Raw genomic sequence first — 13081 nt, 5'->3', positions numbered from 1 at the left:
TGAAAAACGAGTGCTAGTCTAACAGTTCGGAACGTTTTTTTCGCAGTCAAAGAGTCAGGATCTGTGCTTAGAATCGGTAGTGGTGTCCTAAAACAGTTGCTTTCTATGCTCCCGATCGTGCTATGGCTCGCGGGTACCCTGGTCATGGCCGACGAGGATTCGCCAGCGGCGCCTGCCCCGGACCGGTCCGGGTTCACCACCGGGCTGGGCGAAATGGAGCTGAGCCAGAGCTTTCCGGGTGCAGCGATCTGGCTCGAGCTGGAGGACGGTGATCGGGCGCTGGGCTTGTTCTATCCGGAGCGGGAGCCGCCGGCCGAGGGTGCGCTGGTCCTTCTGGCCGATGTGGGGGGCAATGCCGCTTCCGGGCTCGTCGGCGGGTTGCGTGCGCAACTCATCAAGCGCGGTTGGGCGGTGTTGGCCGTTGGGCTGCCGGCGCCCTCCCTGAAGCTGCAAAAAGCGATGGAAGCGAGTCCCGACGACGGAGAACCGGCGTCAGACGATGACGGCGACGCGTCAGCGGTGATGATTGACGTGATGGCGTCTCCGGACGGGGAGTCGCCGGAGCAGAGGTACCGACGCCGCGTGCAGCAGAGCCTGGAAGCCGCGGTCGACATCCTAGCGAGCCGGGGCTATGACCGGCCAGTTCTGCTGGGGGTTGGTCGTGCCAGCGGTCACCTGGTGGCCGTACAGCAGTCACTGCCGAATCCCGGGCGGATGATCTGGGTGGCGCCGGCGTTCTACCCCCGGGATGCGGCTACGCTCACGGAGGATCTGGCGGTCGGTGGCCCGGGTATTCTGGAACTCTATGCTTCGCGTCGTGGTTCCGACGATGAGGTCCCGCGGCGCTGGACGGACCTGCGCCGGGCTGGCGTCGGTGCCTATGAGCGCCAACCCGTCAGCCTGCAGCAGCCACCGTCGGCGCAGGATGCGCCGGCCGTCGCAGGTCGGATCGATGCCTGGCTCAGATCCCGGTAGCTGCCGGGCTCACCGCGGGGGCCTGTGGCGCCGCTTGACCAGCTCCCACGCCTGCTGATAGCTCAACAGGCGTTCCTTGGCCAGAGCCTCCTCCTCGGTGCTGACCTGTTGCTGGGCCAGCTTGTCCGGGTGGCAGCCGGAAACTCTTTTCTTGTATGCCCGCTTGATGATGTCCAGGGAATCCCGGCGGGTCACCCCAAGCAGTTCGCAGGCCTGCTCGTAACTGACCGGTCTGGCCAGGTTCTCGGCGTGACGGATCCAGACCTTGCTGGCGTAGCTGTCAAAAATGTCATCGCTGATGATGACCGGAAGTCCGATCTGGTCGATTGCATCTTCGCAGCGGTAGCGGCGAGGCTTGGTCGGGCGCCCTTTCAATTGCGTGGCATGGCACAGGCAGATCGCCACCGTCAGGGCTGGCCCCGGCCAGATCCGATGGGTGAGGCGCAGCGACAGGCCCTTTAACGAGGGTAGCTGTTCCGCGGACTTTCCCTGCTGGAACCAGTTGATGGCTCGGCGGCGTTGCCGTTGGGAAAGTTTGAGCGCCTTGATCAGCGCCTCGGCGTAGCGGATGTCAGCTTCACTGACCCGGCCCTCGGCCTTGGCGATGTACCCGAGGAAGAAGAACAGCGGCGCGCGGCACCAGTTGGGAAGCTGGGCCCGGTCCAGCAGTGTCGCGGTCTGGTGTCCGCAGGCGGACAGCTCGTGAAGCAGGCTGGCGAACTCTGCCTCAACCCGGCTGGGTAGCGCCGGCTGTCGCGTGCTTTCGGCCATGGCGTCAGAGCTCCCTGCCCAGCAGTGTCTGGTCCAGTTCCCGAAGCCGGTCCGGGGTGCCAACATCAACCCACTTCCCGGGGTGCTCAACGCCCCGGACCCGTCCCCGACGCATCGCCTGGCGCAATACCGGGCCGAGCTTTCCGGACTGATCGTCCAGCCCCTGGAACAGGCGGCGATGCAGCAGGCTGATGCCGGTGAAGGTTAGCTTGTTGGCTCCGTCTTCCGTCACGGTGCCATCGGCCTGCAGATGGAAGTCGCCGTGCGGATGGTGAGGCGGATTGCGGGTCAGTACCAGCAGGGCATCTGCCTGTGCCGGTGGCGTCAGGCCGGACAGGTCGAAATCACTCCAGATATCGCCGTTGATGACGAGGAACCAGTCGGAGCCGTTCTCGGTCAGCATCGGCAGCGCGCGGACAATTCCGCCCGCGGTTTCCAGGGGCTCGCCTTCCCGGGAATAGATCAGCGACAGGCCAAAACGGTCGCCCGAGCCGAGAGTGGCCTCAATCTGCTCGCCCAGCCAGGCGTGGTTGATCACCACCGAGCGAAATCCGGCCCGGCGCAGGTGGTCGAGATGATGCTCGATCAGGGGCTTGCCGCCAGCTTCCAGCAGTGGCTTGGGCGTGGTCAGGGTCAGAGGCCGCATGCGTTCGCCCTTGCCGGCGGCCAGGATCATCGCCTTCACTGGGATTTTCGCTCCTGCCCCGGCGCAGTCCCGATCCGACTTTCAATTTCCGGCATGACCACGTCAGCCAGCCACTCGTGGAAACAGCGTAGGGCCGGCTGTCGGGCGCTGGCCGTGATGAGGTAGTTGACCGTTCGGGGAATGTCGTCCAGATAGCCGTGTTTGCCATCCCGAATGGCGAGCCGGGCGAAAATGCCCGCTGCCTTCAGGTGCCGCTGCATGCCCATCAGCTCAAACCACTGGCGAAAGGTTTCCCGGTCCGCCCGGTGCAGGCCGGCCGCGGCGCTGCGTTCACGGAAGAATTCGAGCCAGTCGCAGAGTGTCTGTTCCGGCCAGCTGATGTAACAGTCCTTCAGCAGCGATACCGCATCGTAGGTGACCGGCCCGGAGACCGCATCCTGAAAGTCGATCACGCCGGGGCGGTTGGTGCCCGGACGCACCAGCAGATTTCGGGAGTGATAGTCCCGATGCACGGTCACTTCCGGTTGCGCCAGGGCGCTTTCCCTGAGGAAGGCGAAGGTCGTCTCCAGCAAGGCGCGTTCACTGTTACCCAGTGCCATGCCAAGGTGTTGTTCCAGCAACCAGTCCGGAAACAGCGCCATTTCCCGGTCCAGCAGGGCTGCGTCGTAGGCCGGTAGCTGATAGTCCTCCGGTGCTGCCAGCTGCTGGATGCCGACCAGTTCGGTCAATGCGCCCCGATAGAGCGAATCCGCCGTGGTGTCATTGAGTTGCCCCAACATCAGGTTGTCACCGAAATCTTCCAGCAACAGGAAACCCTGTTCCAGATCGGCTTGCAGGATGTCGGGAACGTTAATGCCGTGGCGGTGCCAGTGACGGGCAATGGCCAGGAAGGGTACGCAGTCCTCGTGTTCGGGCGGCGCATCCATCACGATCAGCGGGGTCGGCGGGCCGGCGTCGCTGGTCTGCCAAACCCGGAAATACCGGCGAAAGCTGGCATCGCCGGAGACCGGCTCGGCCACGGCCTGTTCCAGGCCGGTGAACTGTCTGACCCAGTTGGTCAGCAACTGCAGACGGGGATCCATGGTACGGACGGCTATCCTGAAAAAATGGGTGATCGCTGACAGCGAAAGTTAGCAGAGGAGTATAAAGAGGGTAAAACGGTTTTGCAGTGGAGTTTCCGTTAACAACCCTCAAGGGCACGTGTAAACTAGGCGCCTGTTATCCACCCCGGTCCAACCATTCACCAGCAACAGGAACCTGTCACTGTGCCGATTTCCGATTGCCATCTGCAGATGCCTGCGTTCCGGATAGGCGGGTGTGCGGTGGCCGTGTTCATCGGATTGGCTTCGGCTCAGGCGAGCGCCGAGTCGGTTCCGACGGCAGCGGAGATTGATTGGCGGCCGAGGGCGCAGTTGCCGGAATCGGCGCGCGCGCAGTTGCCGGTGTTCTGTGAGGGCGGCTATCTGCCATCCGGCTCTGGCCAGGGTGTTGGCAGTGTGGTCAGCGGTGGTGACGGGCAGCAGGCGCCAGTGGAGGCCAGCGGCCTGAATGCCCGCTACGAGATTGACCGCGTCCTGTACCTTGAGGGCCAAGTTCGGGTCAGGCAGGGCGCGTTCGAGGTAAGCGGTTCCGAGGCGCGCTACAACCAGGCCGAAAGCCGGGTGTCGGTACAGGGACCACTGGTCAGCCGGGGGAAAGGCTTCCTGCTGACGGGCGAGAATGCCCAGTACAATGTTGACTCCGGGCGCTTTGACATCAACACCGCGACTTTCCTGATTCATGGCCCGGAAATGCGGGGCAATGCCGGCAGCCTGACCCGGTTGGCGGACAATCAGGTGGAGATCCGCGACGGCATGTTAACCACTTGTGGCCCCGGGCAGAATGACTGGGCGATTGTGGCTTCAGACATTCACCTGGATCAGGTCGAGGGATTTGGCACCGCCAAGCACGTGCGCCTTGAGGTCCTTGATGTGCCGGTTTTTTACTGGCCGTGGGCAAGCTTCCCGATCGACGACCAGCGCAAGACAGGTTTTCTCTACCCGCAGTTCGGTTCCTCGAGTGCCGGCAGCGGTGCCTTTGTCTCGGTGCCCTACTACCTGAACCTGGCGCCTCACTACGATGCCACGCTGACGCCCCAGTACATCCATGGCCGGGGCCTGTTCAACGAGGTGGAGGGGCGTTACCTCAGCCCGCTGGGTCAGACCGTCCTTCAGGTGGGGTACATCGGCGATGACTCCGCCTACAAGGAGGAAAATCCGGGTGAAAGCGGCGAGCGTTGGGCTCTGGACGCCTCCACGCTGGCCCGGTTCGGTGGCGGTTGGACCGGCTACGGTGACTACTCCGTGGTCAGTGACGAGGATTACCTGAGCGACCTGAACCGCAGCCTGGAGATTAACCAGGCGACCCACCTGCAGCGCCGCGGTGGTTTCCGTTACCGGGATCGCCATCAGTATTTCGAGACCTACCTCAACGATTACCAGACGATCAGCGATCGCATTGCCGACGTCAATAAACCCTACGCCCAGCTTCCGGAAGTTCTGTATGGCACCACCCGTCAGCACGGCTGGCTGGAAACCGGCCTGGAAAGTCAGTACACCGTGTTTTACCGGGATAACGACAACCTGACCGGACTGGATCGGGCCAATGGCCAGCGACTGCGGGCGATACCGGAGCTGGCGGTACCGATGCGAACACTCTGGGGGTTCAGCCGGCCGTCGGTCAGTGTGGATTACACCCGTTACGAGCTGGATGACTACACCCTGGGTAACGGCAGCTTCGACCGGACCGTGCCTGTGGCCGAGTGGGACAACGGGTTGTATTTCGATCGTCAGTCCAGTCTCTTTGATGTGCCTTACAACCAGACGCTCGAGCCGAGGCTCTATTATGCCTGGGCTGACGCCGATGCGGATCAGAACGACATTCCGGATTTCGATACCGACATCCAGACCTTCCGTTTTGACCAGCTGTTCCAGCCCGACCGATTCACCGGCGGTGACCGGGTGGGCGATGCCAACCAGTTGACCGTGGCTCTGACCAGCCGTTTTAATGACCTGCTCACCGGGGCGGAGCGGGCCCGGTTCAGTATCGGCCAGGTCCAGTACTTCCAGGATCGGGAGGTCACCCTGTTTGGCACCGGGGCAGGGACCCGGAGTCGTTCGCCGCTGGCCGGAGAGGTGGTCCTGAATCCCCTCGACTCGTTGGAAATCCGCTCCTCCGGGCTCTGGGATCCCGAGTCGGGGGAAACTGAGGAGGGCCGCAGTCAGTTGGTGTTTCACTCCGAGGACTATCGGTACCTCGCCAGCCTTGGCCATACTTACAGCAAGGATGAAATCGAACAGTCGGATGTCGCTGCAGTTTTCCCGGTCAGTGATCGTGTTAGCCTGATCGGTCGCTGGGTTTATGATTCCCGGCTGGATCGAACGGTGGGATCACTGGCGGGCCTGGAGTACAACAACTGTTGCTGGAGTGTCCAGGCCGTGCATCAGAATTACCTGACCGATGACCGCGAGCTTGAGAGTCGGATATTGTTCCAGGTTCAGCTCAAGGGGCTGGGCGGAAGTGGTGGCTCATCCACCCGGATCGCCGAGGCCATTTACGGATTTGATGAGCGGGAACGTCGCCGGTTCGGAACTCCCTGAGCCAGATGATGACTAAGCCCGGATATCGTGCCCGCAGCTCACTTACTACCAAGAGGTGTTTATGAAGGCGACCCTTCGCCACGCTGTAAAGACTTTGCTGTTGATGGCAGCCGTCACCCTGTCACTGACGGTGCAGGCGGAGCGCAAATTGCTCGACCAGGTGGTTGCGATCGTCGACGACGACGTCATCCTGCAGACCGAACTCGACGCCCGAATCAATACCATCACTGGCCGCCTGAGTGCCCAGGGTACCGGCCTGCCGCCCAGGGCCATTCTTGAGGACCGGGTTCTGGAACAGTTGATTACCGAATCCATCCAGCTTCAGATGGCTGAGAAAATGGGCATGCGTATCAGCGACAACGAGCTGAACGAGACCATGGATAACATCGCCGAGCGCAATGGCATGACCATGGCCCAGTTCGAGCAGCAGCTGGCGTCCGAGGGTGTCAGTTTCCGCCAGGCGCGGGAACAGATCCGTAATGAAATGCTGACCAGCCGGGTTCAGCAGCGGCAGGTGGGCAACCGGGTCCGGGTGACCGACCGTGAGGTCGAAAATTACCTGCAGGCCGTTGAGGCCCGCGGCGGTGATACCGCCGAATATCGCCTCGCCTACATCTTCATTGAGGTCGAGGATCCGACCAGCGAGGCGTCGGTTGCTGTGGCCCGCGAGCAGGCGGAAAGCCTGCGGCAGGAGATTGTCGACGGCCGCGATTTCCGGGAAGTGGCGGTGGCGGAATCCGATGCCAGCAACGCTCTGGAAGGCGGTGACATGGGGTGGCGTACGGAAAGCCAGTTACCCTCCCTGGTAGCGCCGGTGGTGCCGCAACTTGCCGTTGATGAACCTTCCCCGGTGCTTGAAAACAACAGCGGTTTCCACCTGGTGATGGTGATGGACAAGCGCGGTGGCGGACAGAAACAGGTCATCCAGCAGCACCGGGTACGGCACATCCTGATTCGCCCATCGGAGGCATTGACGGATGCACAGGCCGAGGCCAGAATCCGCGACATTTACCAGCAGCTTCAGGAAGGCGCAGACTTCGCCGAGCTTGCCCGGGAATTTTCGGATGACCCGGTCTCGGGTTCCGATGGCGGCAATCTCGGCTGGGTCAGCCGGGGTCAGATGGTTCCGGCGTTCGAGCAGGCCATGCTGGAAGCGAATCTCGGTGAACTCCGGGGACCGTTCCGCTCGCAATTCGGCTGGCACATCCTGCAGGTGGAGGAGCGTCGCCAAAAGGATATCAGCGGGGACGTCAAAAATGCCGAAGCCCGTCAGGCCATCTACCGTCGCAAGTTCGAGACCGAGTTACAGAACTGGCTGCGGGAGATCCGGGACGAGGCCTTTATCGAATTCAAGGGGGAGTACGCCCGTGACGACACCGGTACGGAAGCGAACGGCGAGTCATGAGTGCTCCGGCGATCCTTGCGCTGACGGCCGGTGAACCGGCGGGCATTGGCCCGGAACTTTGCCTGCAACTGGCAGAGGAAGGCCGGGAGGCCGGCATCGTGGTGATAGCCAGCAAAGCCCTGCTGGCCGCTCGTGCGCAACTGCTCGGACGTGAGGTGACACTGCACGACTGGCAGCCGGGCCAGACCCCGGTCACGGCTCCGGGGCATCTGTCGGTGTTCGAGGTCGGGGGCTGTGCCAGTTCCGATGCCGGCGTGCTTGACCCGGCTAACAGCGCCTATGTCCTCGATACGCTTCGAACGGCTGCCGAGGGGTGTCTGCGGGGCGACTTTGACGGCATGGTGACCGCCCCGGTGCACAAGGGCGTAATCAATGACGCCGGGATGGCATTCAGCGGCCATACCGAGTTTCTGCAGGAGCTCTGTGGCGTCGAACGGGTGGTCATGATGCTCGCCACGGAGGCTTTGCGAGTGGCGCTGGTAACCACCCACTTACCGCTGAAGGAGGTTGCCGCGGCCATCACGCCGGAGCGACTGGGTCAGGTTACCCGAATTCTCAACGCTGATCTGAAGGCGTTCTTCGGGATTGAGCACCCCCGCATTCTCGTGGCGGGCCTGAATCCCCATGCCGGGGAGGGTGGCCATCTCGGCCGGGAGGAGATCGAGATTATCGAGCCGACTCTGGAGCAGCTCAGGAGTGAGGGAATCCATCTGACCGGCCCCCTTCCGGCCGATACCCTGTTTACCCCGCACTGGCTGGACAACGCCGACGCGGTGCTGGCCATGTACCATGATCAGGGCCTGCCGGTGCTCAAATACCAAGGCTTCGGCCGCGCAGTCAATATTACCCTGGGGTTGCCTATTGTTCGCACCTCCGTTGACCACGGCACCGCCCTGGACCTCGCCGGCAGCGGCCGGGCCGATGCCGGTAGCCTGCAAACGGCTATCCGGGTTGGCGCGCACATGGCCCGCTGTCGGAAAGCCGCTAACCAAGAGACACGCTCGTGAGTAACAAACCCGGCCACCAGGCCAGAAAGCGATTTGGCCAGAATTTCCTGCACGATCCCGGCGTGATCGAGCGGATCGTTCGCGCCATCAATCCCAAACCCGATGATGCCATCGTCGAGATCGGGCCGGGTCTCGGAGCGATTACCGAAGAAATCCTCGCGGTGAATCCCAGGCTCCAGGTGGTGGAACTGGACCGTGACCTGATTCCGGTGCTGCGCACCAAGTTTTTCAATTACCCGGAATTCCGGATCCACGAGGCGGATGCGCTGAAGTTCGACTTCAGCCAGCTGGTTGAGGGAGGTAACCGACTGCGCATCATCGGCAACCTGCCGTACAACATTTCCACGCCTTTGATCTTCCATCTGCTTGGGCAGTCGGGCGTGGTAAAGGACATGCATTTCATGCTGCAGAAGGAAGTGGTCCAGCGTCTGGCGGCGGTTCCGGGTGACAACAATTATGGCCGGCTGGGGATCATGGCCCAGTATTTCTGCAAGGTTCAGCCGTTGTTCGAAGTGGGGCCGGGCGCGTTCCGGCCGGCACCGAAAGTGGACTCCGCCATCGTGCGGCTTGTGCCCCATGATACCCTGCCACACCCGGCCAAGGATCTGGGAACCCTGCAGGCCGTGGTCCGGACCGCGTTCAATGCGCGTCGAAAGACGCTTCGCAAGGCGCTGGGCGGGATGATTTCCGTTGAGCAGTTGCACAGTCTGGGGATCAACGACGGCCTGCGTCCGGAAAACCTCAGCCTTGCCGATTACGTATTGATAGCAGACCTGTTGGCTGACGAGAAAGCCGATGGGCGCGATTCCCATGAGGTAAGTAATGACTGACTACGCCATTGGCGATATTCAGGGCTGTTACGACCGGTTGCGGGATGTCCTGGCGCGGGTCTCGTTTTCACCTTCCCGGGACCGTTTGTGGGTCGCAGGAGACCTGATCAATCGTGGACCCTCCTCGCTGGAAACCCTGCGTTACATTGAGAGTCTGGGCAGTTCCGCGGTGGTGGTCCTGGGCAATCACGACCTGCACCTGCTGGCGGTCGCATTGGGTGGTCACCCGCCGCGCCGGAAAGACACCCTGGCGGATATCCTGGAAGCGCCGGATCATGATCGGTTGGTTGCCTGGTTGAGACAGCAGAACCTGTGCGTCCGGGACAGGACCCGAAATCTGGTCATGGTCCATGCCGGTGTGCCCCACATCTGGAGTGCCGGGCAGGCAGAAGCCTATGCCCGGGAAGTGGAGGCTATCATTCGCGGTGACGATGCCGGCGAGTACTTTACCCACATGTATGGCAACGAGCCGCACTGCTGGGACGAAAATCTCCGTGGTATGGACCGCTGGCGGGTGATCACCAACTACTTTACCCGCATGCGGTTCATCGCCCAGGATGGCACGCTGGAACTGGCCACCAAGGAAGCGGCGGCCAGCGCTCCGAACGGTTACAAACCCTGGTTTGAGTACCCCCGGGAGGACGATGTCCGGGTGGTGTTTGGACACTGGGCGGCGCTTGAGGGCCAGACCGGCAGCAACCAGTTTATTGGCCTCGATACGGGCTGTGTCTGGGGCGGTTTGCTGACCATGATGAATCTGGACACCGGGGAAAAGATCCACTGTGACTGCTGAGCGCGTAGATCCGGGGTGCCAGGGTGTCATGCGCCTGCCTCTGGTTGTCGGCGCCTGCTGCGCCCTGGTTGGGGTGATGGCCGGTGCCTTTGGCGCCCATGGCCTGCGTGGTATCGTCAGTGAACGTGGGCTGGAGGTGTTTCAGACCGCCGTGACCTACCAGATGTACCACGCCATTGCTCTGGTGATGTTGTCGGTACTGTCGGTGGCCGGGTTGAACCGCAGGCTGCTGTCTGTGGCGGCCGGGTTTTTCCTTGCGGGCATACTGTTGTTCAGTGGCAGTCTTTATACGCTGGTGCTGACGGATATTCGCTGGATCGGTCCTGTCACACCCCTCGGTGGTGTGTGTTTCATGGTTGCCTGGACGTTGCTGGCGGTGGCCGGGTTGCGCCGCCCAGGGTCGGGGCAGGGTAAGGAACAGAGGTAAGAAGGCCTATGCAAGTTGAGGTGAATGGCGATGCGATGGAGCTGCCGGTCGGCGCTACCGTCCTGACCCTGGTCGAGAGTATGGCCCTGGCGGGAAAACGCCTGGCTGTAGAGGTTAATGAGGACATTGTCCCTCGGAGCCAGCACGGGGAATTCGTTCTCAGTGAGGGTGATCGGGTGGAGGTGGTCCACGCGATTGGTGGTGGCTGATCGTTTATTCCATGACAATTTAACAACCGCAGGAAGGTTATGAGCGAGACTCCCGAGATTCTGCTTCCCGAAGACAAACCCCTGGAAATTGCGGGCCGGATTTACCAATCGCGCTTGCTGGTGGGCACCGGGAAGTACCGAGACCTGATGGAAACCGGCCATGCCATCGAGGCCAGCGGTGCCGAGATCGTGACTGTGGCCGTGCGCCGGACCAATCTGGGGCAAAACCCCGACGAGCCCAACCTTCTGGATGTCATTTCTCCGGAACACTACACGATCCTGCCCAACACCGCCGGTTGCTACACCGCCAAAGACGCGGTCCGCACCTGCAAGCTGGCCCGGGAGCTCCTGGACGGACACGACCTCGTGAAGCTGGAGGTGCTTGGGGAGGAGAAAACCCTTTACCCGAACATGACCGAAACCCTGGACGCGGCGGAGACGCTGATCAAGGACGGCTTCAAGGTGATGGTCTATTGTTCCGACGACCCGCTGCTGGCGGAACGTCTGGAAGACATGGGCTGTGTTGCCATCATGCCCCTGGGCGCTCCCATCGGCTCCGGCCTGGGCATCCAGAACCGCTATAACATCCGGCTGATTGTCGAAAATGCGAAGGTCCCCGTGCTGGTGGACGCCGGCGTGGGCACCGCCTCCGACGCCACCATTGCCATGGAGCTGGGGTGCGACGGTGTGTTGATGAATACCGCCATTGCCCAGGCAAAGGATCCGATCAAGATGGCCAACGCCATGCGTCTGGCGATTGAGGCTGGCCGTGAAGCCTACCTGGCCGGTCGCATGCCCAAGAAGCTGTATGCCAGTGCATCGTCGCCCATTGATGGCACCTTTTTCTGATCTGGGGCACAATCCCCATTACAAATAAACGAGGGCTGGCGCCAAATGACCGGCCCCGATAACGACAAAACAGAGCGCTGCAGTCCTGTCATGACCGATCAGAAACCGAGTCGCCGTGAGGCGATCCTTCACGCCCTCGTGGAGCTCCTGGAAACAGACCCGGGGGCCCGCATTACCACTGCGGGCCTCGCCAAATCCGTCGGCGTCACCGAGGCCGCCCTCTATCGCCACTTCCCCAGCAAGCGCAAAATGTTCGAGGCTCTCATCGAGTTTGCCGAGGAGGCGGTGTTCTCCCGCTGCCAGGTGATCCTGCAGGAGCAGGAGGATGTCCGGGTGCGCCTGCAGCAGTTGGTGCATCTGGTGCTGGTGTTTGCTGAGCGCAATTCCGGCCTGTGCTGTGTGCTGACGGGGGACGCCCTGATGGGTGAGAACGAGGCCCTGCGCAAGCGGGCGTCCCAGTTCTTCGAGCGCCTGGAAACCCAGGTGCGTCAGGCACTCAAGGAAGGGGAAATCCGCCAGGGCCTTCGCCCTCGTACCAGCGCCGCCCGTGGCGCCGATTTCGTGCTGGTGTTCGTTGAAGGCCGGGTCCAGCGTTTCGTTCGGTCTTCCTTTGCCCGACTACCGTCGGCCGACTTTGAAGAGAGCTGGTCCCTGGTGGCTGAGGGTGTTTGGGCCTGAACGGTCAATCGTAGCCCGAGGCTTTCCGGAGAATCTCACGAACCGGTGCCCAGATTGCCGGTGCCGAAATCAGAATGTCGCGACCGTAGAGGTCGGCGGGGTAGCCTTCCGGTACGCTCCCGAAGTGCCCGGCGGTAGCGCCGGCTTCCAGGGCAATCAGGCGCCCGGCAGCAAAGTCCCAAGGACTGACGTTTTCGTAGTAGATATCGAGGCGGCCACAGGCAACCCAACAGATGTCGAGGGCGGCGGAGCCAATTCGCCTCAGGTCCCGGCACTGGCGGATCATGGCGTCGAGCCTTGCCACCAGGGGTTCCAGGTGGTCCTTGGTGTACGGGAATCCCGTGGCGAACAGGGCATCCCGCGGTGCCTGGGCGTCGCTGTGCCGTATCGCCTTGCCGTTGAGGGTTGCCCCTTCGCCCTCAGTGCCCCGAAAGGTTTCGTCGGAAAATGGGGCGTGGACAATGCCAGCGCGCACCCGGCCTTGCTCAGCATAGGCTATGGAGACTGCAACCTGTGGGTGACCGTAGGCATAATTGACGGTGCCATCGATGGGATCCACGATCCATAACGGAGTATCCAGTTGCTCGGCCTGACTCAGGTCCGGCATGGTTTCTTCGGACAAGATGCGGTGGTCGGGGAAGCGCTCGCGGATCGCACCGGTAATAAACTTGTCGGCCATCACATCGGCGTGGGTGACAAGTTCCGATTGCGCCTTGTAATCCGTCCGCAGGGTGTTTTCATCCCGCTCCCGCCGGATCAGCTCACCGGCCTCCCGGGCCAGTTGTTCGGCAAAGTCGGTAATCGTCTGGAGAGAAACGGTATCGGACACGGCGCCCCCATGGCTATCTCGGAG

The 13081-nt window shown here is 62.1% G+C and carries 14 protein-coding genes; 10 read left to right on the top strand and 4 right to left on the bottom strand.

Annotated elements, in window-relative coordinates:
* Positions 1–105 precede the first annotated feature (105 nt).
* Complete coding sequence (locus K0B93_RS10080; RefSeq protein ID WP_219867084.1) at positions 106–975, top strand: DUF3530 family protein; 870 nt, start codon at positions 106–108, stop codon at positions 973–975.
* 9 nt (positions 976–984) lie between these two features.
* Here K0B93_RS10080 and K0B93_RS10075 read toward each other — a convergent pair whose 3' ends face one another.
* Genes K0B93_RS10075 through K0B93_RS10065 form a run of 3 tightly spaced genes read right to left on the bottom strand, consistent with a single transcriptional unit; the run spans position 985 to position 3474 of the window.
* Positions 985–1746, bottom strand: coding sequence for a molecular chaperone DjlA (locus K0B93_RS10075; RefSeq protein ID WP_219867083.1), 762 nt, complete (start codon positions 1744–1746; stop codon positions 985–987).
* A 4-nt stretch (positions 1747–1750) separates the two neighbouring features.
* Complete coding sequence (gene murU / locus K0B93_RS10070) at positions 1751–2431, bottom strand: N-acetylmuramate alpha-1-phosphate uridylyltransferase MurU (protein ID WP_219867082.1); 681 nt, start codon at positions 2429–2431, stop codon at positions 1751–1753.
* Positions 2428–3474: an aminoglycoside phosphotransferase family protein gene (locus K0B93_RS10065; protein ID WP_219867081.1), complete on the bottom strand. Its 1047-nt coding sequence runs from the start codon at positions 3472–3474 to the stop codon at positions 2428–2430. The genes murU and K0B93_RS10065 overlap by 4 nt, the downstream gene beginning before the upstream one ends.
* A 183-nt stretch (positions 3475–3657) precedes the next feature.
* On the opposite strand from K0B93_RS10065, the gene K0B93_RS10060 reads away from it, so the two are divergent.
* The 9 genes from K0B93_RS10060 to slmA all read left to right on the top strand — a co-directional run bounded on the left by K0B93_RS10060 (position 3658) and on the right by slmA (position 12228).
* Positions 3658–6030 carry an LPS-assembly protein LptD gene (locus tag K0B93_RS10060; RefSeq protein ID WP_416383201.1) on the top strand — a complete coding sequence of 791 codons (2373 nt, stop codon included), beginning with the start codon at positions 3658–3660 and terminating at the stop codon, positions 6028–6030.
* A gap of 61 nt (positions 6031–6091) precedes the next feature.
* A complete protein-coding gene (locus tag K0B93_RS10055) occupies positions 6092–7435 on the top strand; it encodes a peptidylprolyl isomerase (RefSeq protein WP_219867080.1) in 1344 nt (447 codons plus the stop codon).
* On the top strand, positions 7432–8442 hold the full coding sequence (gene pdxA / locus K0B93_RS10050; protein WP_219867079.1) for a 4-hydroxythreonine-4-phosphate dehydrogenase PdxA: 1011 nt from the start codon (positions 7432–7434) through the stop codon (positions 8440–8442). The genes K0B93_RS10055 and pdxA overlap by 4 nt, the downstream gene beginning before the upstream one ends.
* Entirely contained in the window at positions 8439–9272 is an 834-nt protein-coding gene (rsmA, locus tag K0B93_RS10045; RefSeq protein ID WP_219867078.1) for a 16S rRNA (adenine(1518)-N(6)/adenine(1519)-N(6))-dimethyltransferase RsmA, read from the top strand. The genes pdxA and rsmA overlap by 4 nt, the downstream gene beginning before the upstream one ends.
* Positions 9265–10065 (top strand): symmetrical bis(5'-nucleosyl)-tetraphosphatase, encoded by an 801-nt coding sequence (locus K0B93_RS10040; RefSeq protein WP_219867077.1) that lies wholly within the window; start codon positions 9265–9267, stop codon positions 10063–10065. Before rsmA ends, K0B93_RS10040 begins: the two co-directional genes overlap by 8 nt.
* 28 nt (positions 10066–10093) lie before the next feature.
* The gene (locus K0B93_RS10035; RefSeq protein WP_219868085.1) at positions 10094–10492 is read left to right on the top strand and encodes a DUF423 domain-containing protein; all 399 of its coding nucleotides are present in this window, start codon (positions 10094–10096) and stop codon (positions 10490–10492) included.
* 8 nt (positions 10493–10500) lie between these two features.
* A complete protein-coding gene (thiS, locus tag K0B93_RS10030; RefSeq protein WP_219867076.1) occupies positions 10501–10701 on the top strand; it encodes a sulfur carrier protein ThiS in 201 nt (66 codons plus the stop codon).
* Between the two features lie 39 nt (positions 10702–10740).
* Positions 10741–11550 (top strand): thiazole synthase, encoded by an 810-nt coding sequence (locus K0B93_RS10025; protein WP_219867075.1) that lies wholly within the window; start codon positions 10741–10743, stop codon positions 11548–11550.
* A 90-nt stretch (positions 11551–11640) separates the two neighbouring features.
* Positions 11641–12228: a nucleoid occlusion factor SlmA gene (gene slmA, locus K0B93_RS10020; protein WP_219867074.1), complete on the top strand. Its 588-nt coding sequence runs from the start codon at positions 11641–11643 to the stop codon at positions 12226–12228.
* A gap of 4 nt (positions 12229–12232) precedes the next feature.
* Here slmA and K0B93_RS10015 read toward each other — a convergent pair whose 3' ends face one another.
* The gene (locus K0B93_RS10015) at positions 12233–13057 is read right to left on the bottom strand and encodes an inositol monophosphatase family protein (protein ID WP_219867073.1); all 825 of its coding nucleotides are present in this window, start codon (positions 13055–13057) and stop codon (positions 12233–12235) included.
* Positions 13058–13081 lie beyond the last annotated feature (24 nt).

The sequence above is a fragment of the Marinobacter sp. F4218 genome, from assembly GCF_019443085.1.
GTDB classification, from domain to species: domain Bacteria; phylum Pseudomonadota; class Gammaproteobacteria; order Pseudomonadales; family Oleiphilaceae; genus Marinobacter; species Marinobacter albus.
This window is presented reverse-complemented; position numbering and strand designations above follow the sequence as displayed.

Bases quoted from the DNA above. Each gene is read 5' to 3' on its own strand.
- slmA (WP_219867074.1), top strand. From the start codon at position 11,641: ATGACCGATCAGAAACCGAGTCGCCGTGAGGCGATCCTTCACGCCCTC.
- K0B93_RS10075 (WP_219867083.1), bottom strand. From the start codon at position 1,746: ATGGCCGAAAGCACGCGACAGCCGGCGCTACCCAGCCGGGTTGAGGCA.
- K0B93_RS10065 (WP_219867081.1), bottom strand. From the start codon at position 3,474: ATGGATCCCCGTCTGCAGTTGCTGACCAACTGGGTCAGACAGTTCACC.
- K0B93_RS10025 (WP_219867075.1), top strand. From the start codon at position 10,741: ATGAGCGAGACTCCCGAGATTCTGCTTCCCGAAGACAAACCCCTGGAA.
- K0B93_RS10055 (WP_219867080.1), top strand. From the start codon at position 6,092: ATGAAGGCGACCCTTCGCCACGCTGTAAAGACTTTGCTGTTGATGGCA.
- thiS (WP_219867076.1), top strand. From the start codon at position 10,501: ATGCAAGTTGAGGTGAATGGCGATGCGATGGAGCTGCCGGTCGGCGCT.
- K0B93_RS10080 (WP_219867084.1), top strand. From the start codon at position 106: ATGCTCCCGATCGTGCTATGGCTCGCGGGTACCCTGGTCATGGCCGAC.
- K0B93_RS10035 (WP_219868085.1), top strand. From the start codon at position 10,094: ATGCGCCTGCCTCTGGTTGTCGGCGCCTGCTGCGCCCTGGTTGGGGTG.
- pdxA (WP_219867079.1), top strand. From the start codon at position 7,432: ATGAGTGCTCCGGCGATCCTTGCGCTGACGGCCGGTGAACCGGCGGGC.
- K0B93_RS10040 (WP_219867077.1), top strand. From the start codon at position 9,265: ATGACTGACTACGCCATTGGCGATATTCAGGGCTGTTACGACCGGTTG.